22 protein-coding genes are annotated in these 23,736 nt (G+C 27.3%); 17 read left to right on the plus strand and 5 right to left on the minus strand.

Annotated elements, in window-relative coordinates:
• Nucleotides 1-220 precede the first annotated feature (220 nt).
• Entirely contained in the window at nt 221-523 is a 303-nt protein-coding gene (locus ABGF45_RS06075; protein ID WP_134744612.1) for a helix-turn-helix domain-containing protein, read from the minus strand.
• 215 nt (nt 524-738) lie between these two features.
• Between ABGF45_RS06075 and ABGF45_RS06080 the strand changes: the two genes are divergently transcribed.
• Nucleotides 739-1,926: a hypothetical protein gene (locus tag ABGF45_RS06080; protein ID WP_134768842.1), complete on the plus strand. Its 1,188-nt coding sequence runs from the start codon at nt 739-741 to the stop codon at nt 1,924-1,926.
• Nucleotides 1,927-1,976: 50 nt separating this feature from the next.
• Nucleotides 1,977-3,218 carry an MFS transporter gene (locus tag ABGF45_RS06085; RefSeq protein ID WP_209021613.1) on the plus strand — a complete coding sequence of 414 codons (1,242 nt, stop codon included), beginning with the start codon at nt 1,977-1,979 and terminating at the stop codon, nt 3,216-3,218.
• Between the two features lie 180 nt (nt 3,219-3,398).
• Here ABGF45_RS06085 and ABGF45_RS06090 read toward each other — a convergent pair whose 3' ends face one another.
• Together ABGF45_RS06090 and ABGF45_RS06095 are read right to left on the minus strand one after the other, a co-directional pair.
• Nucleotides 3,399-4,232: an IS3 family transposase gene (locus ABGF45_RS06090; RefSeq protein ID WP_245151235.1), complete on the minus strand. Its 834-nt coding sequence runs from the start codon at nt 4,230-4,232 to the stop codon at nt 3,399-3,401.
• 211 nt (nt 4,233-4,443) lie between these two features.
• The gene (locus tag ABGF45_RS06095) at nt 4,444-4,581 is read right to left on the minus strand and encodes a hypothetical protein (RefSeq protein WP_245151516.1); all 138 of its coding nucleotides are present in this window, start codon (nt 4,579-4,581) and stop codon (nt 4,444-4,446) included.
• A 21-nt stretch (nt 4,582-4,602) separates the two neighbouring features.
• Between ABGF45_RS06095 and ABGF45_RS06100 the strand changes: the two genes are divergently transcribed.
• The 9 genes from ABGF45_RS06100 to ABGF45_RS06140 all read left to right on the plus strand — a co-directional run bounded on the left by ABGF45_RS06100 (nt 4,603) and on the right by ABGF45_RS06140 (nt 14,952).
• Nucleotides 4,603-4,782, plus strand: coding sequence for a relaxase/mobilization nuclease domain-containing protein (locus ABGF45_RS06100; protein WP_209021614.1), 180 nt, complete (start codon nt 4,603-4,605; stop codon nt 4,780-4,782).
• A gap of 9 nt (nt 4,783-4,791) precedes the next feature.
• Entirely contained in the window at nt 4,792-5,733 is a 942-nt protein-coding gene (locus ABGF45_RS06105) for a hypothetical protein (RefSeq protein WP_245151237.1), read from the plus strand.
• Nucleotides 5,734-5,877: 144 nt separating this feature from the next.
• A complete protein-coding gene (locus ABGF45_RS06110; RefSeq protein ID WP_134744451.1) occupies nt 5,878-8,046 on the plus strand; it encodes a Dam family site-specific DNA-(adenine-N6)-methyltransferase in 2,169 nt (722 codons plus the stop codon).
• Nucleotides 8,047-10,029: an AlwI family type II restriction endonuclease gene (locus tag ABGF45_RS06115; protein WP_134744452.1), complete on the plus strand. Its 1,983-nt coding sequence runs from the start codon at nt 8,047-8,049 to the stop codon at nt 10,027-10,029.
• Nucleotides 10,030-10,053: 24 nt separating this feature from the next.
• Nucleotides 10,054-10,821: a Hachiman antiphage defense system protein HamA gene (locus ABGF45_RS06120; RefSeq protein ID WP_134744453.1), complete on the plus strand. Its 768-nt coding sequence runs from the start codon at nt 10,054-10,056 to the stop codon at nt 10,819-10,821.
• A gap of 10 nt (nt 10,822-10,831) precedes the next feature.
• Nucleotides 10,832-13,279: a DEAD/DEAH box helicase gene (locus tag ABGF45_RS06125; protein WP_134744454.1), complete on the plus strand. Its 2,448-nt coding sequence runs from the start codon at nt 10,832-10,834 to the stop codon at nt 13,277-13,279.
• Between the two features lie 73 nt (nt 13,280-13,352).
• Nucleotides 13,353-13,898, plus strand: coding sequence for a hypothetical protein (locus tag ABGF45_RS06130; protein WP_134744455.1), 546 nt, complete (start codon nt 13,353-13,355; stop codon nt 13,896-13,898).
• Between the two features lie 78 nt (nt 13,899-13,976).
• Nucleotides 13,977-14,222: a hypothetical protein gene (locus ABGF45_RS06135; RefSeq protein ID WP_134744456.1), complete on the plus strand. Its 246-nt coding sequence runs from the start codon at nt 13,977-13,979 to the stop codon at nt 14,220-14,222.
• Nucleotides 14,223-14,577: 355 nt separating this feature from the next.
• Nucleotides 14,578-14,952: a hypothetical protein gene (locus tag ABGF45_RS06140; protein WP_134710984.1), complete on the plus strand. Its 375-nt coding sequence runs from the start codon at nt 14,578-14,580 to the stop codon at nt 14,950-14,952.
• A 256-nt stretch (nt 14,953-15,208) separates the two neighbouring features.
• On the opposite strand, the gene ABGF45_RS06145 is transcribed toward ABGF45_RS06140, so the two are convergent.
• Nucleotides 15,209-15,580 (minus strand): helix-turn-helix domain-containing protein, encoded by a 372-nt coding sequence (locus ABGF45_RS06145; protein WP_209021616.1) that lies wholly within the window; start codon nt 15,578-15,580, stop codon nt 15,209-15,211.
• A 291-nt stretch (nt 15,581-15,871) separates the two neighbouring features.
• Between ABGF45_RS06145 and ABGF45_RS06150 the strand changes: the two genes are divergently transcribed.
• Entirely contained in the window at nt 15,872-16,045 is a 174-nt protein-coding gene (locus tag ABGF45_RS06150; RefSeq protein WP_134744457.1) for a ferrous iron transport protein A, read from the plus strand.
• Between the two features lie 542 nt (nt 16,046-16,587).
• Here the strand turns inward: ABGF45_RS06150 and ABGF45_RS06155 are convergent.
• A complete protein-coding gene (locus ABGF45_RS06155) occupies nt 16,588-17,583 on the minus strand; it encodes an AraC family transcriptional regulator (RefSeq protein WP_134710982.1) in 996 nt (331 codons plus the stop codon).
• A 220-nt stretch (nt 17,584-17,803) separates the two neighbouring features.
• Here ABGF45_RS06155 and ABGF45_RS06160 point away from each other — a divergent pair, with 220 nt between their 5' ends.
• The 5 genes from ABGF45_RS06160 (at nt 17,804) to ABGF45_RS06180 (ending at nt 23,687) form a co-directional block, all read left to right on the plus strand.
• On the plus strand, nt 17,804-19,576 hold the full coding sequence (locus ABGF45_RS06160) for an ABC transporter ATP-binding protein (RefSeq protein ID WP_245151238.1): 1,773 nt from the start codon (nt 17,804-17,806) through the stop codon (nt 19,574-19,576).
• The gene (locus tag ABGF45_RS06165; protein WP_134744458.1) at nt 19,569-21,296 is read left to right on the plus strand and encodes an ABC transporter ATP-binding protein; all 1,728 of its coding nucleotides are present in this window, start codon (nt 19,569-19,571) and stop codon (nt 21,294-21,296) included. Before ABGF45_RS06160 ends, ABGF45_RS06165 begins: the two co-directional genes overlap by 8 nt.
• Nucleotides 21,297-21,644: 348 nt before the next feature.
• Nucleotides 21,645-22,034, plus strand: coding sequence for a YbgA family protein (locus ABGF45_RS06170; protein WP_134744459.1), 390 nt, complete (start codon nt 21,645-21,647; stop codon nt 22,032-22,034).
• 155 nt (nt 22,035-22,189) lie between these two features.
• Nucleotides 22,190-22,981, plus strand: coding sequence for a tryptophan-rich sensory protein (locus tag ABGF45_RS06175; protein ID WP_134744460.1), 792 nt, complete (start codon nt 22,190-22,192; stop codon nt 22,979-22,981).
• Nucleotides 22,982-23,114: 133 nt separating this feature from the next.
• Nucleotides 23,115-23,687 (plus strand): TetR/AcrR family transcriptional regulator, encoded by a 573-nt coding sequence (locus ABGF45_RS06180; protein WP_134710977.1) that lies wholly within the window; start codon nt 23,115-23,117, stop codon nt 23,685-23,687.
• Nucleotides 23,688-23,736 lie beyond the last annotated feature (49 nt).

Consider the following 23,736-nt stretch of genomic DNA (forward strand, 5'->3'; position numbering starts at 1 on the left):
CAAGCCCTAGATGTTGAAATCTAGGGCTTGTTTTATGTTTTTATTAAATTTTTGTAATTTCAGGGCTATTTTTTATTTTGCAACAGCCCCTTGATATTAAAATAGCTTTTTCAAGATAACTTTTAGCTTTTATATATTGCTTTTCTACAATTAATCTATAAGTCTTAGAAAAATATAGTATTTGTAATAAATGTGTAGACTTAGGCTCTTGATTAATAGTTTATTGAATTTTATTTATGAATATTTTTAATTTATCTATATCTATATTAAAAATTATATTTTTCAATTCTAGTTCTAATTCTTTAATATATAAATAAGAATTATCATTAGATAATAAATAGTCATTTATCAAATTGCTATTGTAAATTTTTGATAAAGTCATTAATACATAAAGACTAGGTTTATTATCTCCGTTTTCAATTCTTTGATACTGTCTTACACTAATATCTAGAACTTCAGCAATATTTTCCTGAGAATAATTATATTTAATTCTTAAATTTTTTAATTTTAATTTCAGATCCATAGCTATATCTTCCCTATAAAAATAAATTTCAAAGCTTATGATATTTTTGTCATTGTATTTTATATAAAAATATATTAAAATTAATACAAGTAAAATATTTTTATATATTAATATTTTACAATAAAAATAAAATAAATGAGAGGAGAAAGCTATGAATTTACTAGTTGAATTAGAAAAATTACCATCTGAAGACCAATCTGAAGTTTTAGAAAATAATGAAAGAAATGCATTCACAAAATATTTTTTTTGATAAAGATACTGACACAAATATTTCAACTAAATGGCAAGATATTTTTTCGCTAATGGTGGTATCATTTTTATTATATACTAAAAATATTTTAATATATACTGAAATAGATGCTGTAAATAATTATAGTTCCATGAAAAAAATAATGGATATTTTTAATTATACATACTCATATAAATTAATATCGAAATATCAATATAATTGGTTTATGTATTTATATTATATAATACTTAATAAAGAAGATTTTATAAAGATAGATATGTTTTTCGAAGCTGATATAAAATATGGCTATAACAAAGAGTATAGTTTTAATAAAGAATATGATTTTAACAAAGAATATGATAAAGCAATTAATTATATAGATGCAAAAGAATTTAATAATATTAATAGAAAATTTAATTCTAATGAATTTGGTGAATTTATAAATCCTAATTCTTATCAACATGGATTAACTGGATATATATTTTTTTCTACTTTATCTAAAAAGAATGCACATAGAATAAAAAAAATTATTAAATTGTTTGAAAAAAATAAAATTAAAAATATTTATATATATAATTATAGTTTATTATTTGGTGATTCAGGATATTTGTATAGTCTAATTAATTTATTTTTAGAAACAAAAGATGCATTTTATTTAGAATTAATTAACTTGTACACAAAAAATATTATTAGTAATTATTATAAAATAGATGAATTTGATTTTGCACTAGGTAGATTATGTATGCTTCTACACTTAATGAAAATATACAGGTATGATATAGATATAGATATAGATAAGAATATAAACTTAGAAAATTTTTTAAATAATTCAATTAAAGAATTTTTAACTAAAGACTTTAAGTTGAAATCTGATAGTATGGGTTTCGCTTCTTTAGAAATTACTGCATTACAAAAGTTAATATTTAATAATTTTTTAAGGATGGGTACATCCATGTGTCACGGCCTAACAAGCTTATTGATTACAACAAGTTATCTAGATAATAACTCTATAAAACAAGATGTAATAAATATATTGTTAACTAGATCATACAGAAATAAAGATAATATTTTGATGTTCTTAGGTGAAGATAACAGTGCTGATTATTTTGATTTTGGAATTTGCACTTTAGGAATATACTGGGGAATTATTGATGGTAGCTTTCCCTTTGAATAGATAATTCAAATCGAATTTTATTTCTATACTAAAATACTAAAGGAGTTATTATGAATGTTTTTTTACGAAATAGAGATTTTAGAAATTTAACTATAAACAATTGGATTTCAGTCTTTGGGGATACAGTTTTTTATTTAGCACTTATTAACTATGTAGCAAATTTTGAATTTGCTGAAAAGGCAATATTTTATATAACTTTATCTGAAACCTTACCTCAAATTGCCCAAGTCTTTTTTGGAGCTATAGCTGATTTTCAAAAAGATAGGATTCAAAAGAATATTTATTCCTTATTTATAAGGTTTATATTTTATTTATCGGTTGCCTTGATATTGTATAATTTCAATTTTGATCTCAAAGTGGTTATTATAATATGTTTGATTAATCTTTTATCGGATTTACTTGGAGGACTTACAGGTTCAATGTTGGTACCTATATACATGCAGATTGTAGGAGATGATATTGCAAGTGGTATGGGCTTTATGCAGGGAACTAAAATGATTATAAGGACCTTGAGTAATGTAATCGGTGGTATTGCCCTAGGTTTATTCTCAATAGAAGTATTTGCCTTGATTAATGCTTTAACTTTTTTATTTGGATTCTTTTGCTTTATCCTAATCAAAAAATCTTTATCTAAGTATGAGGAAAGCATTGTTATAGATAAAAAACTAAATTTTAAAAACTACATCGAGCATTTAATTGATTCTATAAAACTTTTATTTAAGATAAATGAAATGGGCAAATTGTTAGTTATAATATCTATATTGCAAACTGTAGTTAGCCTTATTATACCGGTAACAACATTAATTTTAATTAAACATCCATTTTATAATTTTGAAACAGGTCAAGCTATTGCCATACTTACTGTTTTATTATTTGTAGGTGTTATTATAGGAAATATATGCAGTGGTAGCTTACTAAAAAATCTAAAGAATAAAACGATAATATTTATAAGCCAGATTTTGAATGTATCCATTTTGCTAGGCTTTAATTTTAATTCATTCATTATTATAGCGATAGCTTCAATCTTGTGTTCAGTATCTGTAGGTTTGATAAGTCCAAGGCTTCAAACCATAGTATTTGGCATAGTACCAACAAATAAAATGGGGGCTATAGAATCAGCCATAAATGCAGTTGGTCTTTTGATTCCAGGATTTTTAACAATTTCTATGGTATCTATAGTAACAAATTTTGGAGTATTATATGTGACTGTAGGTTTGTTAATTTTATTAGTGATAGCTGCTATAATTGCATTAAGCATGACCTTTAATTTTACTTTAGATGAAAAAAAATAATACAAATTAATATATTTTATAAGCATAAATTGGCTAGGGGTATAGTTTTTTAAAGGTTTAACAATATCTGTTGGGGGGGGTAACTAAGGTGGTCCCAAAAAGTTGGATTTTATACCAGAGTTAGAACTAAACTATCTCTGGTATTTACTTTTCCTATCCTACCCCTAGGGGTAGGAATTTTTATGCTGCATTCTTCTTTCTATATTCTACTGGTGATAAGTATCCTAATTTCTCTTTTATCCTTTCCTCATTGTAATATTTTATATAATCTTCTATTGTTTGTTTTAAATGTTCATATGAATAGAATTTATTTCCGTAATATATTTCTTGTTTTAATATTCCAAAGAAGTTTTCCATTGGTGAGTTGTCTAAGCAATTTCCTTTTCTTGACATGGATTGAGTTATGTCATTTTCTTCTAGTTTTGATGTGTATTGTTTTACTTGATACGTCCATCCTTGATCTGAGTGAAATATTCTTTCTTCTTCTGTTTTGTTAGTTACTTTTATTGCTTTGCCTAAGGCTTTTAGGATTGGTTCTAGTGTTGGTTGTTTTGATATTTCATAGCTTAGTATTTCACTGTTGTACATATCTAAATATGGATTTAGATACAGTTTCTTTATTTGATAATTTACTGATTTATCTTTTTCAAAATACTTAAATTCTGTTGTGTCTGTTGTTATTTGTGTGTATGGTTTTTCTACCTTAAAGTTTCTCTTTATTTTATTATCTGCTATTTTTCCTATTTTTCCCTTGTACGATGAGTATTTTCTTGTTTTTCTTGAAAAGTCCTTTACTTGTATTTTTAATTTTTGAACTAATCTTTGTACTTTCTTTTTGTTTATTGTTAGTCCTGATCTTTTCAACATAGCAGTTATTCTTCTGTAGCCATAGTTTGGATTTTCTTTTCTAATTTTTAATATTTTTGACTCAATTTCTTTATCTTTATTTGGCTTGTCTAGCCATTTTTGCCAATACATGTAGGTCGATTTTGGAAAGTTAAAGTAGATTAGCAAATCTTTAAGTTTGTATTTACTTCTTAAGACTTTGATTGTTTCAGCAATTGTCTTATTTCTGCATCTGTCATTTGAGACAATTCTATCTTTTTTTTATTGCATCATTTTCTAGTTGAAGCCAATAGTTTCTTTCTTCTAATTTTTTTATTTTTTCATTTAATTGTGCTTCAGTTAATGATTGATTTTCTGAATTGCTTATGTTTGTTGTTGATTATATTTTAGTGTTTTTTGATTTATTCTGGGACTTAGGCATTGTTGAAGGTCTTCCTCTCTTTTTAGATTTAAGTCCTTCTATGCCTTTTTCTCTAAAGTCTATTACCCATCTTGCTATTATTGATGGGTTATTCATCTTTAATTCATTTGCTAGGCTTTGATAGGACATTTACATCACATCATTTTTAATTCTATTGATGTTGATGAGGGTAAAGTTTATCATTCCTACTATAGTTCATATATGAACATCAGAAATCAAAGCGACAGACTTTGCAAGGAACACAATTTATCTGTAATTGACCAAGAAACAGAAAAAGAAATCAACGAGATTAAGTGAAGAAAATTTGTGAATTGGTATGACTGGAATGAAGATAAAAAAGGTAAAAGTTATAAATCAAGACTTCAATTTGATATGGATAGAGTAATTCAAAAAGTAATAAATTGGGAACATTTTCTTAAAATAATGGAACAATATGGGTATGAAATTAAGTTTGGAAAGTATATTGCTTTCAAACAGAAAAATCAGCAGAGATTTACCAGAGCGAAAACCATAGGTGATAATTACACAGAAGAAAAAATCAAAGAAAGAATCCGAAATAAAGATAAAGAAATAGGAGAATTTATTGATAAAACCAAATATGGGAATCAGGATTGGGTAGTTCATACCAACATGCAAGTAGCATCCAAAATTCTGTTAAAAATAAGAGATAAAGGCTTTAACTCTATGGAAGCATTGGAAAAAGGAATTCAAAAAATATCATTTCAAAAAAATGAATTGAAACAAGAATTTGATAAACTTTCATGGGAACAAAAGAGGATAAAGGAAGTGGTTAAGCATATTCAAATCTGTATCAGCAAAAGAGAGCATTATCAGGGTTATCGCAAAAATCCGAATGATAAAATTTATATGATAATGATGAACCGAAAAGATATAGAAGCCTATCAGAAATCCTATGAGGAAATAGATATTTTTCTTAAGCAATTTCCACATTTGAAAGATACTGTATTGGGAGAATTGAAGAACAAATCCGGTAAAAATCTTTTCAGGAAATTAAATGAACATTCTAAAGAATTGCAAACTAAGCAAGAGGTGATTCTGAAGAAATATAATTTATTATCATCCGAGTATGACGAATTGGAATATCTAAAAACTAATATGAATGACTATCTTGGTCGAAATAAAGCAGAGAACAAAGAATCGGTTATTGGTGCAATTAAGAAGCATAGAAGAAAAATAGATAAAACAATTGACCATAGTCATAGTATGAATGACGATATGGAGTTATAGAGATGTACGGAGAGTATTATAAAAGATGCCCTCCATTTTTGATGCAATTAGCATCTGATTTTTTAAATAAAAATATAGAAAAAATGGGTGAAATATGCTATAATGTCTACTAAATAGATTAAAATGTGGCAAGGAGGAATAAAGATGGCAAGTCTTAATGTTACTGATGTAATAAAAGAATTAGACATTTCTAAGTCATATTTATATAAATTAATAGATAAAGAAAATATTTTAATTCCGAGAAGTGATACAGGAAGGTACTTTTGGGATGAAAATATAGTTGAAATTATAAAAAGATTTTTGCATATAGATGGTTTACAGGATAAGGATGACACAGATTTTTTAATATCTAAATTAGGATTAAAGCAGTCATTCATAAATAATAGACGATATTTAGGAAATAAATATTCTCTTTCCGATTTTATAAGAAAAACAGTTGATGAAAATTGTAAAGGTGTAAATATTGTTATTGACATATTTAGTGGAACTGGAGCAGTTGCGAATACTTTCAAGGATAAAATGCTTATTACAAATGATTTATTGTATAGTAATTATATTTCCAATTATGCATGGTTTGGGTACGAAAAATACTCAGAAAAAAAAATAATTGAACTTATATATACCTATAATCAAATTGAAACAAAAGAAAATAACTACATGCGAGAAAATTTCGCAGATACATTTTTTTCTTCTGATGATTGTAGCAAGATAGGATATATAAGAGAAGATATAGAAGTAAAGTATAAAAACAAAGAAATAAATTTTAAGGAATATGCGATTTTGATTACATCACTTCTATATGCAATGGATAAAATTGCAAACACAGTTGGACATTACGATGCATATAGAAAAAATGCCGACTTTGAAAAAACTTTAGTGTTGAATGTTTTGCTACCTGAAGAAATGATAAATTCTAATAATACTTGTTATAACCTTGATTCAAATGAGTTGATAAAAAATATTAAAGGTGATTTGTTGTACCTGGATCCTCCATATAACTCAAGACAGTACTGTGATGCGTATCATTTGCTTGAGAATGTAGCAAGGTGGGAGAAGCCTGAAGTGTATGGTGTTGCAAGAAAAATGGACAGAACGGCATTAAAAAGTGATTATTGCATGATTACAGCTACAAAAGCATTTCAAGATTTAATTGAAAAAGCGGATGCAAAGTATATCTTGCTCTCGTATAACAATATGTCCGATAAAGGAAATGATAGGTCGAATGCTAAAATATCGGATGAAGATATCATGAGAATTCTTAGTAAAAAAGGTAAAGTTACTATATTTGAATCGGACTATAAGAGTTTTTCGGCTGGAAAATCAGATATAAAAGATAATAAAGAAAGACTGTTTTTATGCGAAGTATTTAGCGAAGAAAAAAAGAAAATGAATATACCTTGCCCGTTTAATTATACAGGTGGAAAATTTAAGTTGCTAGAACAGTTGCAACCTTTATTTGATGAAAAGGAAGTATTTTTAGATATGTTTGCCGGAGGAGGAAATGTTGGAATAAATTCATCTTCTTCAAAAGTTATTTTTAATGACACGAATGAAAATTTGATAGATTTAATTGAATTTATAAAAGATACTGATACTGATTATCTACTAAAACAAATAGACAAAATTATTGATGAATATGGTTTATCTAACACATCATTATATGGATATTCTTATTATGATTGTGATAGTAGTAGAGGCTTAGCTGAATACAATAAAGGAAGATTTCTAAAGTTAAGAGATGATTTTAATGCTAAAGTTCTTGCTGGAGAAATAGATTATCCAATGTTGTATGTACTTATGGTGTTCTCTTTTAATAATCAGATTAGGTTTAATCGAAAGGGACTTTTTAATCTTCCGGTAGGTAAGAGAGATTTTAATTCCAAAATGAGAAGTAAACTTGTATTATTTTCTGAAGAATTAAAAAGTAAAGATGTCCAGTTTATGAAAAAGGACTTTAGAGAAATTTCGTTAGATGATTTTTCTCAGGAGACTTTTATTTATTGTGATCCACCTTATTTGATTACAAATGCAACATATAATGAAAATGGAATGTGGACTGAAATAGAAGAAAAAGCTTTACTTGAATTTTTGGATGAAGCCAATGAAAAAGGTTTTAGTTTTGCTTTGTCTAATGTTTTGGAAAGTAAAAATAAAAGAAATGATATTTTATATAATTGGATTGAAAGTAAGGGGTATTACTGCAATCGTCTGAATAAAAGTTATTCAAATAGCAGTTATCACAGAAAAAATAAGAATAGTATATCTGAAGAAGTTTTGATTACTAATTATCCAGTTGATTGGAGGAATGAGTAAATGGCGAATAAAAGTATACCATATCAAAGTTTTTGTTGGGTTATAGGAACTACAAGTTTTAGAACTGCAAAACTAAATTTAAAAATCGAGGCACAGTTGTTGCTTCTTGATGAGTTTTATAATGAGGTCATAAAGGAATCAAGTTGGAACTGGAATAATGAACTACAAGAAAAGTATTATGACTTTATGAAAAATAAAGCTTTCTTAACAGGTGATGCAAAAAGAAAAGACAAAGATGCCAGAGAAAAAACATCAGGATTGGTTGATATTGGTTTAATCACAGAAGATAGATTAATTACGGATGCAGGAAGAGAACTCATTAAAATAACAAATAGTGGGGATTTTGAAACTAATAATGTGTTTAATATTAATAGAGATAGCTTTATCTATCTAAAACAGCTTCTTAAAACAAGTATAGATGTAAGTGGTAGTATCGTTAGACCGTTTATTGCGGTTGTAAAGTGCCTGACGGAACTTGAGTTTTTAAGTTATGACGAGTTTACTTATTTTGTTCCGCTAATTAGAGATGACGAAAGTGCAAAACAAATCATATCGGATATTAAATTATATAGAGAAGGTAAAATTTTGCCGGAAGAAATAATTTATAAGAGGCTTATGCAAATGGAAAACTACAAACTTGCACAAGAAGAATTTATTGCTTCGGATGTTGATGAAAACTTGATATGTTTAATTGGAATGAATCGCAAAAGTAGGAGTTATGATAAGCCATATTATAAATTATATCAGTCTATAAAGAATATATTCATTGATGGTAAAAGTGATTATGAATTGCTATTGAATTCTGCAAAGAATATAAATCAAAAACCCGGAATATTGTGGAGAAACATAATATTTAAAACTACAAATATTGGAGTTATAAGGAAGAATGGAAAAACTTCAATTAATAATCAATGCCCATTTTTAAACTGTGCAAATGAAAAAGAACTAAAAGAAGTGTTTTTCAAATATTTACATGTTTTTAAAGCAATGGCGACGTTATCTGATTATTTTGATTTAAATAGAAGATATTTTAATATTACAGATACTCTAATTTTTGAAGATCGTATGATTAAGTTGGATATGATTCCAAAGTATTATTTTAAAGAAATTATTGATATTCTGTATACAGAAACTTTTAGTAGAGATAATAATCTCAGAGCTGATGCCTCACTTGAAACTATATCAAAAGCATTCAAGTTAGATATTAGCAAAGTATATGCAGCTTTAAGTAAAGATTTAGGAATTACAATTAAGAGTCCGGAACAAGCTGCAACTTATGTAAATGATGAACGATACAGAAGATTTAATACTTTGATCGATAAGAAATTTAACGATTCTGTGCTTATAGAGTTACTAAATTGTTTTGAGAAACGTGATGATAAAAGGATTGAAGAACTTGTTACAGATGAGGCTGCAATACCTACTATTTTTGAATATATTTTAGGAATTATATGGTACAAGGTAAGCGAAAGACAGGGAAATATTTTAGATTTCATGAAATTATCATTAGAAGCAAATTTATTACCTAAGACACATGCAGCTGGAGGTTATGCAGACATTATATATGAATATGAAGCGTGTACCTCTTATCCAAAACATTCATTATTGCTTGAAGCAACCCTTGCAGATGGAAATAATCAAAGAAGAATGGAAATGGAGCCTGTTTCAAGACATTTAGGAGATTATAGGATTAGATTTAATAATCCATTTGATTACAGCCTATTTGTAAGCACATACTTAGATAAAAATGTAATCTCAGATTTTAGATATAGAAAGATAATTCCATACACCAGAGATGAAGAAACTATTACAGGTATGAAGATTATTTCAATGGACACAGATTCTCTTAAGAAAATAATTGAAAATAAGGTTAAGTATAAGTATCTGTATGAAGTGTTTGATAAATACCATGAAATGCCGTTAGAGACTTTAGATTGGCATGATGGGATGATAAAAGAGGCTACGGGAGAGTATAAGGCTTAATTATAATAATGAAGGAAAAATATAATGAATGGTGTAGTTGAAAGAAAAATTGGAGAAAGTATTATATTAGAAATTCATAGTCTAAGTGATGAATTAAAGGATAAAATAAAAGAGCAATTGGTTGAAATCTGTCATGGAGAATATGCTCTTGTTTCAGGATTCAATTATCATTCATTTGATGAAACTGTAAAAGAATTGGTAAATCATAGAATTCCAAGTAATATAAATAGAAAAATAGGAGTGATAGGTGAGTTATTGCTAAATGTGTTGATTAGAGAATTTACTGATATTAAAATAGTTTCACCATTTTTTAATTTAGAAGAAAGACATGTAAAAAAGGGTTTTGATATTATTGCTGTTGATTCTAATAATGATTTATGGATTATAGAATCAAAAGCGGGAGAATTAGGTAAACTAAAAACTTCTACTGAAAAGGTATGCGAAAGAATCAATACTGCTAAAAGAGATTTAGATACACGCCTGAATATGCACAATTCACAATTATGGTTAAATGCAGTGAATAGCGTTAGGACTGCATTGGATGATACTAATGAAAAAAATACTATAGTTAATATACTTAATAAAAATAGCAATTCATGTTTAAGCAACGACAAAAATGTTATTTTAGGTGGTACTGTGTTTTGCATATTTAATTCTACAATAGATTCAATAGAACTAAGAAAACTGTACAATTCAATATTAAGCTCTAATAAATTTTCGAAATTGAAATTAATTGCAATACAAAAACAAACATATCAAGCGATAATAGATTTTTTAGTGACATTAGTATAGGAGGTTTGAAGTGGATAAGTTAACATTGAGAAAGCTTTATAACACCGAATTTCCAGAACTATATAAAAAGTTACAGATAGGTATAGAGTTATCTGATGAAGAACTAGAAAAAATATTATCTATAGTGATTTTTTTGACTGGATTGGATAATAAAAATCTACAAAGATTAGGATACAGATTATTTTTACTGTATAGCAAAATAACGGATGATTATAAACCGCTATACGAATTAAGTTTGAATAAAGGGCTTATCCCCATATCAAAATTTATAGAAAACAATCTAAATTATTCAAAGAGATATGGGAATATCTATACTGAAATAAATAGTATAGAGAGTGATGAATTTAAATGGAATAATTCGTATCAAACAATAGGGCAGTTTGAATTATTTAAGGAAGCTACAGAATCAAAATTAAAATCGCAGATTATTGTAGCTCCAACATCGTATGGGAAAACGGAATTGATATTATCATTTATTGACCACACTAAATTTAAAAAAATATGTATCATTTCTCCTACAAAATCTCTTTTGGCGCAAACAAAGAAAAGGATTATAAATAAATTTGGATATAGGAAAATAATAACATATCCAGAAATGTATAGTGATAAAGATAATGAAATAATTGCTGTGTTAACTCAAGAAAGACTGTTGAGATTGCTACAGAACAACCCAAATTTGAAATTTGATTTATTAGTTATTGATGAAGCGCATAATATATTAGATGAATTTTCAGATGAAAATAGACGCGGTCTGATCTTGGCTTCTGTTATTATTATTTGCAAAAAAAGAAACGAAAACCTTGTTTGTAAATATTTGACTCCATTTTTAAGATCTAAAGAAAGTTTAAAGATTGAATGTCTCCCGAATGTTGATGAATGGTATAGTGTTGTTGAAAATGTTAAGTCAGAAATGTTTTATTTTTACGATTTAGAGAATAATAAGAAAGTTTTATTAGATCAATATTCTACGATGAAGGACAAGCTGATTGATTTACAGGTCAATGAATTAGGAGACGACGCAGATGTTGTTATTACAAATTGTGATAACAAAAATATAATATATTTAAACAGTCCTAAGAAACTTGAAAATTTTGCATTTAAACTATTTTCTAAACTCCCTGAAAGACAAATACTTAGACTTAATAAAGCTGCTAGTGATTTGAGGGAATATGTACATGAGGATTATAAATTAGCTGATTATATTGAAAAAGGGATTATTTATCATCATGGTTCAATACCAGAGCCAATAAGGTATTTTATAGAGGACTTATATGTTGATGTACCAGAAATAAAAATGCTTATTGCTAATTCTACATTACTTGAAGGAGTAAATATTCCTGCAACAAAGATGTTTATATTAGATCCTTGTAGAGGGAATAGTTATTTATTGCCATCGTCTTTTAAAAATTTAATTGGAAGGGTATGTAGATTTGGAGAGATTTTTAATAATAGTACTGGAGATTTAAAATACTTGTTGCCAGAAATTCATATTGTTAAAGGCGGATATTGTAGACAAAATTTTAAAGTAGAAAATTTTGTCAAAGGACGAAAAATATTAGTTGAAGATTATGATAAAATTGTTGATGATATAAAAAATCCACTGTTAGTTAATTCTGATTCTGATGAAGTTAAAAAGAAAAAGGCAGAAGATATTCTAGAAAATATTTCTCATAGCGATGCTATAACAGACAATAACTCAAATAAGGCAAAAACAAAAGTTGGGCAGTTATGTTTTGAAAATAATATTAATATATTCAATATACTTGAAATAGAGAAGCAAATAGATAATGAGATAGAAAACGTAAATATAGCTCAAAGTATAGACACAGTTTTCAATATAATAGACTATTTATTTTTTTCTAAAATAAATGATAGTAATGGAGAATACAATAATTTAAAGCGTTTGAGAGAACATGAAGCACAAAGTTTTTACAAAATGCTAATTAACTGGAGAATAATGGGATTTACCATGAAAGTAATGACAGATGAGGTGGTTGGATATTGGAATACGCTTAGAGAAGAGCAATCAAGAATTGTTTATGTTGGTAAATGGGGGGATAAAACCAGAGGTGGACATAGAGAGTATTGGACTGACATTACAGAAAAAGATGAATATGAGAAGGTTAATTTAGCTATCGTAAGATTAAAAGAAGAATATGATTTTATAGACAATGAAATAGTAAAATATATAGAAGTACTATATTCTTTAGAACTTATCGAAGAGTCACTTTATTTAAAAATAAAATACGGAACAGATGATAAAACTAAAATTGCGTTATTGAACTGTGGCATTAGTAGTATTCTTTCAAAATTGTTGCAAGAAAAATATGCTGATATGTTTGAGGCGGATATAGATAATAGTACCGTAATTTTTTCTCAAAATTTGGTTTCTGAAATGCTAAAAAATAATGAAAATGGTATTTTGATTTCAGAGGTAAAAATGAATGCTAAAGAATAAGTTGTAGTTTCATGCTTGCAAAAAATCTAATAAACAGAAATAAAACGGATAGAGCTTTTTAATAAGGAGTTTTATGGAAAAAGAAAAAGATAATAAAAAAATATTAAAGTTGTTAAAAGAAAATAAAGAGTTAATGATTATGGTTCCAACTGTTGTTCTAACATTTTTGAGTGTTTTATACGAAACAATTCGTTATATTTATTCTTTAAAAGCAGAACAATTTTATGGCATACCGAAATTTTATTTTTATGACAATTTACAAGCGGATTATATTATGAACGTGGTATTCTTTATGGCGACAATAATGCTTTTTTTCTCCCCATTTGTGATAAAGAGATTTTTAAAGAAAAATAAACTAAAAATTTTGGAAAGTTTAGGGTACTCTTTTTTGTTCGCATTTTTAGTGTTTTATTTGTCGTTAGTCTTTTGTGTTTCATTTATAATGAACACTTTACATATTACAGGATATGATTCTGTATTATTGGGTGTTTGTATAGTTGTAGCAATTATATCTTGGATTGTGTATTTTTTCGCATTTAAAACTGATTTAACAGAGCATCCAAATATTGATAAACAAGAAACAAAGGAAGATAAAAACAAGAAAGATGCTTCTGTTTAGCTAAAAACTAAAGAAAATATAATTGTTTTTGCACTTGCTATTGTAATAACTATTATTATAGCTATTGTTGCGGTTTTAATGTTTAGCTCGACATTGTTTACACCTAATAATAAAAAGAATTATGAAATTATTCAAGTAGGAAAATTGGAGTGTAATGTTATTATTGGATATTATAAGGATTCAGCCATTATAATGAAAGGTAAAATAGATTATAGCGACTCAAATAGTCATCTTAAAATTAAAAGGAGATATTATAAGCTTGAATCAATTGAAGAAAAAGATTTGGTCTATCGTGGTTTTGATTTAGTTACCTGTGAAGATTAATAATCAAAACTGTTTATAATAAGTTATTTGAAATATAATGAGATGAAGCATGCTTGCAATATGCTTGCAAAAAATCGGATAAACAGAAATAAAATGGATAATAGGGCTAAAACAGATAAGAATAACATTGATTTTATGCCATTTATATAAAACAAAATCAATGGACATATCGAGTGGGAGTAGAGTAACAAATATGTTTCTGTTATAAAACTGTTTAAAACAGTGCGTTTTGACGGTTGGATTTTGCTAAAAACTCCTGAGTGATACTATTTTGATACTAAAAAGTTGAAAAAGTAGGTTCAAAAGGGAGTTGTTGAATTTAGATAAATTGTTTATTGGAGGAGAATTTATTTATATGAAGAAGAATGATTATAAGGAAAGAATGTTTGATTTATTGGGTGGAAATATTGATGATATGGGATTTGATGAAAAAATGAATTTTGTATCTAATATCATTATTGAATTTGAAAAAGAAAATGAACATTTACGTGATACATCAAATAAAGGAAAAAGCTGGAAGGATGAAGAACTAAAAATCATACTGACAGATGCACCAACTAAATATAATTGTTTAAAGTATGCAAAAATCTTTAAAAGGGGCTATGGGAGCATCGAACAAATATACAGATGGGCAACAACTCCAAGTAAAGATATGTCAGATGAACGTCAAAATGATGCTTTTATTCAACAGATAAAAAGAGTTGCAAAAGAGATAGGTTTTAGAGGATAGTGAAAATCATTAATCGTTAAATGTGAAACTTTATACAAAAGCACATGACTTTAAGATCATAGAATCTTTCAGTTATGTGCTTTTTCTGTGCCTATTTTATTTCCGGTGGAACTTTAACTGACATAGAGTTATGAAAGCGTTTGATATTACTTTCTTCAAAAGGAACATAATTTTTTTTTAGACTGTCAGTATAGTTTGCCTTCAAATCCTGCAAGGCTTCTTTGGTAATTTTGTTATTCTCATACTTTTCTTTTATTTACTGCCACTGTTCAAGCATATTTCGAATTCTTAATATAGCTTCACTGCCGAAATATATACCTGTGGTAGTGTATTCAGGATCTTCATCATTTAGGATAACAGGACGTATTTTCACTTTAATGCTGTCGTCCAGCTTAAACAAAAATCTCATCAAATCATGTTCCGTGTAGGGATAATCAGGTTCTTTCAAATATTCTTTGTTTACATGAAGCACAGCGGAAATTTTTTCCAAGACATCGTCTTTAGGAGTACGAATATCAAGTTCGTATTGTCTTATTCTTACATCATCTAAATGGATTCTGTCTCCTAATGCTTTTTGAGTAATTCTCCTTAGTTCACGGAATTTCTTTATCAATTTACCCAAACTCAATTTTAACACCTCCTTAGGAACAAATTTGTTTCTCTTTTAATAATATAATCGAAAAAAACACAATAGAAAAATAAAATTTAAAAAAGTATTGACAGAAACAAAAAAGCTATTTATATTCTAAAACAGAATCAGAAATAAATATGTTTTTTATAAGAAAGACTAACTATTAAAAGTTAAGAGGTTAAATGAAAAAATATAAGGGAGGAGTAAATGTGCATTCTTATATAATCAGTTTTGTACATTTTTATGTTGACATTAACATTAAAAAATGGATGATTAAGGAGGATAAATATGCAGAAGCTTAGTGAAGTGAAAAATAACACAAAGGCAAAAGTAGTAAAAATCCTTGGAGATTCACATTTTCAAAGTCGAATTATTTCTATTGGAATAACTGTAGGAAGTGATATTGAAGTTATACAAAATCAAAAAAAACAACCGATTTTTATTTATTGTAGAGTACGATAACGGAATATCTCAAACTAAATGTATTAATCAGACTGTATGAAACTAAAATAGATGCAATTAAATATATAAAATTTCTAAGATATAGTGTAATTTTTTTAACAGTAGAATAAATTGAAAATATTTATTTTTAGGAGATAAGATTAGGAAAATATTTTAAATTTACATGAAAGTTTTAATATGATATTTCTTTTAGAAACTTTAATGTGGTTGAGTATTTCTTTACCGTTATTATTAATGTATATATTTGCGGATAAATATATGCAAGGAAAAATACTGTTAAAGATGAGTTGTATGGACATATAAAATAAAAAATGGTAAGACAAATAAAAGTTTCTTACCATTTTATTTTTAACTGTTCTATAAGATTTTATGAAATTAACTTAGATACATTATTAAAACTTTCAACCTTTTAACTTTCAATAATTTCTATAATTGAATTTTGTCATTTATCTAAAGTGTCTTTTAAATAAGGAACTAATTTATTATCATTTCCAGTAAGATAACATATATTCTGTCCAATAATTTTTTCTACAAACACAGGATTAAATATTTTCATCATATATACAAGCAGTCGTTGAATTTTTTCTAGATAAGTATTTTTTGGCATCTTTAGGATAAATCCCTTTATATTTCTTGTAACACGCAGTGAATTTACTGTGAGAAGAATACCCAACAGCTTCTGCAATATCCTGTATTCTCAGGGTTGAGTTTAATAAAAGATTTTCTGCCATGTTCATTCTTTTTCGCTGAGTATATTCGGTAATACTGCATTGATATTTTTCTTTAAATAATTTTTTTAACTTTGTGCCACTCATCATAGCGATTTTTTCAAGTGTTTTTTGTGAAACATCCAATGCGTAATGATCATCAAGATAGTTTGCTACATTTTCAAGTGCGATATTATCGTCTGAAGAAATATGGATTTCTTTTTTATTTAAAAATGCATCTATTACAATGCTAATCCATTCTTTAGCTTTTGCCTCAAAAAACATTTCTGCTGCCGGAGAGACCATTTTGCAGTTTAGAATATCTTTAGCAATAGGTTCTAAAGAGTTGGTAATAATGGCTTTGGTATCTTGAAATATATGAGAATATGAAATATTCTTTGAAATTTTCATGGAAGATAGGCAGTCTTTTATCATTTGCGGTTTAAAATTTACAGCAATACCAAGATACGTAGAATTTTCATGTAATAAAAAACGATAATTCTTTTCTAAATTTTCTATATCTAAAATATATAAAGAATTTGCGGATAAGGTTTGATATGGATTAAAACTTTCACCGCTGGCACTAATTATATAGGAAGATGAAAAAGTCATAAAATTTTTTATATCCGGCAAACTAGTGTGGATAATCTCTTTTTTTGCAAAGAAATCGTGTATATCAATTATAAAATTTTCAGTTTCATAAAACCAATATAAACCTTCGATTTCATCATTATTTACACAAAAAGTATGTCCTACATTACAATATTTCTTATTAACAAAACATTCAGATACTCCCAAATATTCTTTTACAAAATTATAGTAGTCTTTCATATAATTTCTCCTTTTAGCCCGATTAGACATTATCCCTAATAGACATAAATAGTCTATTTTTATTGTATCATGAAATATACAATGATACAATAAAGTTTATAAAGCAAGAGATTTTTAAATCTGAGTTTTATACAATGGTGCCAATGAAAACTAAATGGGATAAAATAAATCTTGGATTTAATATCTAAAAATTAAAATAATAGGAAAGGAGAGTTTTGTTTTGAACGATAAGCAAAAGAAAACATCAATTTTAAAAAGATTAATGCCATACGCAGGTAGTAAAGGTATTATGCTTTATCTTGCCATGTTTTTGTCTGCTGCATCAGGAATTATGGTATTAATGCCTATGGTTTATATTCATAAAATAATAAGCAGTATTGTACTTGGTAAGGGAATACAAATTGACATTATAAAACAAAATGCAATTTATGGGGTAGCCTTTGCAGTGGGAGGATTAATATTATATTTGGGAGCACTTATTTTATCTCACGTGTTTGCTTTTGAAGTGGAAGATAATATTATTAAGCTTAATGTAAAAAAAATGATGAATAAGCCTCTTGGATATTTTGAAAATAAAGAGAGTGGGAGAATTAGAAATGTTATTGTTTCAGGTGCGGCAGAGACACATTCTTTTTTAGCTCATCAACTTCCCGATATGGCAATGACTTTTATCACTCCATTAGTTCTTCTAGTATTCTTTTTTGCATTTGATTGGAAATTAGGTATAGTAAGCTTGGTGCCAATGCTAATCGGTATGGGACTAATGACTACCATGATGACAAAAGATGCTAAGGAAGATAAGGAGGAATACTATACGGGACTGTCAACTTTATCGGCAGAGACTGTTGAATATGTAAGAGGAATACCGGTAGTAAAAACTTTTGCACAAAGTATAGAAAGTTTTGACAGACTTTATTCGCTTATAAAGAAACTGACCAATATAGTTATGAAAATGACTATGAGATGGCAAAACAAAATGTCTATTTATGAGTCTATAGTAAGTTCGACAGCCTTTTTTTTGGTACCTACAGCAATTATGCTTATAAATACAAGGGGAGATGTTCGTCATGTCATTGGCAATTCAATTATATATTTTTTAATTGGACCTGCTTTCGGAGTGTTTATTATGAGATCTGCCGTTATATCTCAATATTCTTATTTTGCACAAGCATCTCTGAATAAAATAGAAAACATTTTAGATTATAAAGAAATGCATTATGGAAACAAGTCAGGAAATGATATTAGTTTAGAGTTTAAAAATGTATCTTTTGCTTATGAAGATAATACTGTTGTAGATGATATTTCATTTAAGGTTAAAAAAGGTGAAACAGTAGCCCTTGTTGGTCCTTCAGGCGGTGGGAAAACAACAATTGCTAAGCTTGCTGCAAGATTTTATGATCCTCAAAGTGGAGAAATTTTTGTTGGAGGAATTAACATCAAAGAATACGACAAGCAAACTTTAATGAATAAAATTTCCTTTGTATTCCAAAATTCAAGACTTTTTAAAATGAGTTTAAGAGTCAACCTGCTTATTGGAAAAGAAGATGCAACTGATAAAGAAATAGAACAAGCACTTTTAGATTCAGGCTCAAAAGATATAGTTGATAATTTAAAAGATGGTTTGAATACTGTTTATGGAACAAAAGGTGTATATTTTTCCGGTGGAGAAGCACAAAGACTTTCGATAGCAAGAGCATTTTTAAAAAATGCTGATCTTTTAATATTAGATGAAGCTACTGCTTTTGCGGATCCTGAAAATGAACATATAATACAAAAATCTTTTAAAAAACTTTCTAAGGACAAAACAACCCTTATGATTGCACATAGGCTTTCAACTGTTGTAGATGTAGATAAAATATTAGTAGTTGATAAGGGAAAAATAGTTGAAGAAGGCAAACATAAAAAATTATTAGATAAAAATGGTCAATATAAAAAGCTTTGGGATGAATATCAAAGAGCGGTTAGTTGGCAGATAGGAGGTCAAAATGAATAGATATTTTATGAAGAAATATGCTATGTCAAAAAAGGGAGCAAGTAACCTTTCTAAAGCGATTTTTTCTCGCACAATTTTAAACTTTACAAAGCTATTTCCGCCAATGATTGCTTTTGCTTTTTTATTTCAATATTTAGGTAGAGTTGAAGGTATTAAATCACATGTTAATCTTACATTAACTAATTATTTAATTATTATAGCGGTCATGCTTATTGTAATGTTTATTGTAGCAAGATGGGATTATAAAAGACTTTATACCAATGTATATATGGAAAGTGCCAACATAAGGATTGATGTCGCTAATAGACTAAAAAAACTTCCTCTTTCTTACTTTGGCAAAAGAGATTTAACGGATATTGCGACAACGATGATGGATGATATTACTTTGTATGAACAAATATTTTCACATTCCGTTCCACATATATATGCTACAGCAATTTCTACTTTAATAATTTCCATAATGATTCTTATATACAATTGGAAAATGGGATTAGCAACAATTTGGGTAATGCCTATATCACTTTTAATCGCATATTTAGCAAAGAAAACGCAAAAAAAGTCGTTAAATAAATGGGTTAAAAGCAGTAGAGAAGTATTTGATTATTTGCAGGAAAATATTGAACAAATTGGTGAAATAAAATCCTATAACTTAGAAAAAAAATCACTTAATAAATTTTATTCGATGCTAGATAAACTTAAGAAAGATAAGGTAAGGGTTGAGCTTGTTTCAGGAGTTTCGACAGGTTTTGCTAAGATACTACTTAAACTTGGGATTGTAAGTGTGGCTCTTACTGGTGCAAATATGTTTATTGCAGGTGAAATTAATATACTTGTTTATATAGTATTTTTAATGTTAACGGTTAGTATTTACCTTCCCATAGAAGAAATTATAAGCTTTATGGCAATGATAGTAATGCTTGATAGTGTTGTTTCCAGGATAAAAGAAATAAAAACTATGCCAATTCAAGAAGGTAAGACCGAAATGCATCCTAAAAATTATGACATAGAATTTAAAGATGTTCATTTTGGATATGAAGATTACTCTGTAATTAATGGAGTCACTTTTGATGCTAAGCAGGGAGAAGTAACTGCACTAATTGGAGAATCAGGAAGTGGAAAGAGTACACTTGCTAAGCTGGCAGTAAGATTTTGGGATGTAGATAAGGGGAGGATATTATTAGGTGGAGAAGATATAAGCAAGATTGAGCCGGAAACACTGTTAAAGAATTTTTCTATTGTATTCCAAGATGTGGTTTTATTTAATTCCAGTATAAAAAATAATATTAAAATTGGTAAAAAAGACGCAAGTGACGAAGAAATTATAAAAGCTGCAAAAGTGGCAAGATGTTATGAATTTATAAATAAGTTGCCCGATGGTATAGAAACTATTATAGGAGAAAATGGACAAAAACTTTCAGGAGGTGAACGTCAAAGAATATCTATTGCTCGTGCAATACTTAAAGATGCTCCTATCATTTTAATGGATGAAGCAACTGCATCACTTGATGTCGAAAATGAGAGCCTTATTCAAGAAGCTTTGTCTGAGCTAATAAAAAATAAAACTGTTATAGTCATTGCTCATAGACTTAGAACTATTAGAAATGCAGATAAAATCGTTCTATTAAATGAAGGCAAGATAGAAGCTATAGGAAAAGATGAAGACCTTTGTAAGAATTCAAAATATTATAAAAATATGTTAGAAAAATCTAACGCAGTTTAAGAGAATATTTGTTCTGATAATGATTTTATAAATTTTGGAATTTTCATAAATATTTTTATATAATAAATAAATATGAGGTATGTTTATATCACGTAATAATGCATTTTTATGTATATATGATTTTTGTATGCATTTGACATAAAGCAAAGCACATAACTTTAAGACCTAAAAATCTTTCAGTTATGTGCTTTTTTTGTGGTTATTTTTATATCTTATGGAAATTTAGCGGATATATCTTTTCGTTTCTACTATTTTTAATTAAGTGATATAATGTTACTAATTACATATATAAAAAATAGAAACTTATTAATAAATAAAATTCAATGAAATAATTAAGGACTTGAGATTATGGAAGATAAAGAAGAAAGAACAAAATGTGAAAAGTTATGGGCAAAAAATAAATATCTGGTTCTCAGTAAATCACATAGAGATTATTTGAAAATTAGAGAATACTTAAAAAATGATAAAATAAGCTTTGATTTATTACAGAAAAAAATAGAGCATGCAAAAAATTTAAAAGAAAGTATAAAAGATTTCAATAATGCTATTCTTCACATATGGGGTTATTTTAAAAATAGTGCTAATGATGTTGAAAAGAAGGAAATGTTTATGAAACTTGATCAATATAATTCAGGAGAGATTGATCAAAAATCTGTAATTGATTATATAAATGATGTTTTACTGAAGAAATATCCAAATAATTATTTGCAAGATTCCACCTTATTGAAAGGCAAATGACATAAGGATTTGGCATGAAAAATTAATTTCTCTTTTTTTAGAAATTAGTTAAAGAGATATATTAAATATATAATAACTACAATAAGGTAAGATTATACATAAGCAAAGTAGGGTATCTATATATTAGTTAAATCTAATATATAGGAGGTTTCGTTTTGAAAACAATAAGTACGAGAGTTAAATCATGGATTAATTTAATAGCATTTGTAATAACATTAATAGTAAATTATTTGACAGCATCTGGATTCATTAATGGGATGAGTCAGAAGGCTGTATCTAATAAATATAATACATTAATTACACCTGCTGGTTTTGCATTTTCAATTTGGGGGTTAATATATTTATTAATCGGAATATCTTTAGTTTATATGTTATTAAAAAACAAAGAAACAAAAGTTAAAATTTTAATTAATATTATAACACCAATATTTCTATTTAACTGCTTATTTAACATTTTATGGAATATTAGTTTTTCATATGAAAAAATAGGAATATCTACGATATTTATATTTTTAATGCTAATAAATCTAATTTTAATAAATAAAAAATTATATGATTATAGAAAAGAAATAGAGTATAGACTTACAAGTGTTGCTTTTGGTATATATGGAGGATGGATAACGATAGCTTCATCTGTTAATATCCTTGCTTTTTTAATAAGTATTAATTGGGATGGTTTTGGAATTTCTCAAACAATTTGGGCACCAATAATTTTATTGATTACTATAATTATATCCACTTTAGTAAATATGAAATTAAATAATGCGGTATATTTATTGCCTATAGCTTGGGCCATTTTTGGAATAATAATGAAAATGAATAATGGAGATAATCAAACGATTTATGGACCATACATTATGCCATTAGGAATTATCGGAATTGGTATTTTAGTAGTACTTTCGATAATACAATTTAAGAAAAACAATTACTGTGTTATAAAAAAATAGAAAGTAAGGAATTTTATTTAATATAGAATATCTAATAAAAAATAATATATGAAGAAGTTCGTGTCTTGACAAATATTGAATTTTAATTATATTATTAAATATAAATTTAGTATTGAATAGAAAGAGGTGTACTATGGCACAAGTATTAAAAGAAGAAGTTAGAAATAGAATACTCGAATCAGCAGAAAAAGTATTTTATAAAAAGGATTATAGAGGTGCTAAATTAACAGATATTGCAAAAGAAGCAAATATTCCCGTTGCCTTAATCTATACCTATTTCAAAAATAAGGAAGTTTTGTTTGATGCAGTAATAAGTTCTGTTTATATAAATTTTGAGTCAGCTTTTAATGAGGAAGAATCTTTGGAAAAGGGTTCTGCCTCTGAAAGGTTTGATGAAGTTGGAGAAAATTATATTCATGAACTTTTAAAAGAGCGTAAGAAGTTAATTATTTTAATGGATAAAAGTTCAGGTACAAAGCATACAGAAGCAAAACAAAAACTCATATCACAAATGCAGGTTCATATTGAAGTAAGTTTAAAAAGACAATCGAAACAGGAATATGATCCAATGCTTGCTCATATTTTAGCCAGTAATTTCACAGAGGGGCTTCTTGAAATAGCAAGACACTATCAAAGTGAAGAGTGGGCAAAAGATATGCTAAAACTTATTGCAAGGTGTTATTACAAGGGAGTTGAATCTCTATAATCAATATAAAAAACAGACTTTGTTATTACGCAAAGTCTTAATTTAAACC

The organism is Helcococcus sp. KG196 (assembly GCF_046035495.1).
Taxonomy (GTDB): Bacteria; Bacillota; Clostridia; order Tissierellales; family Peptoniphilaceae; genus Helcococcus; species Helcococcus ovis.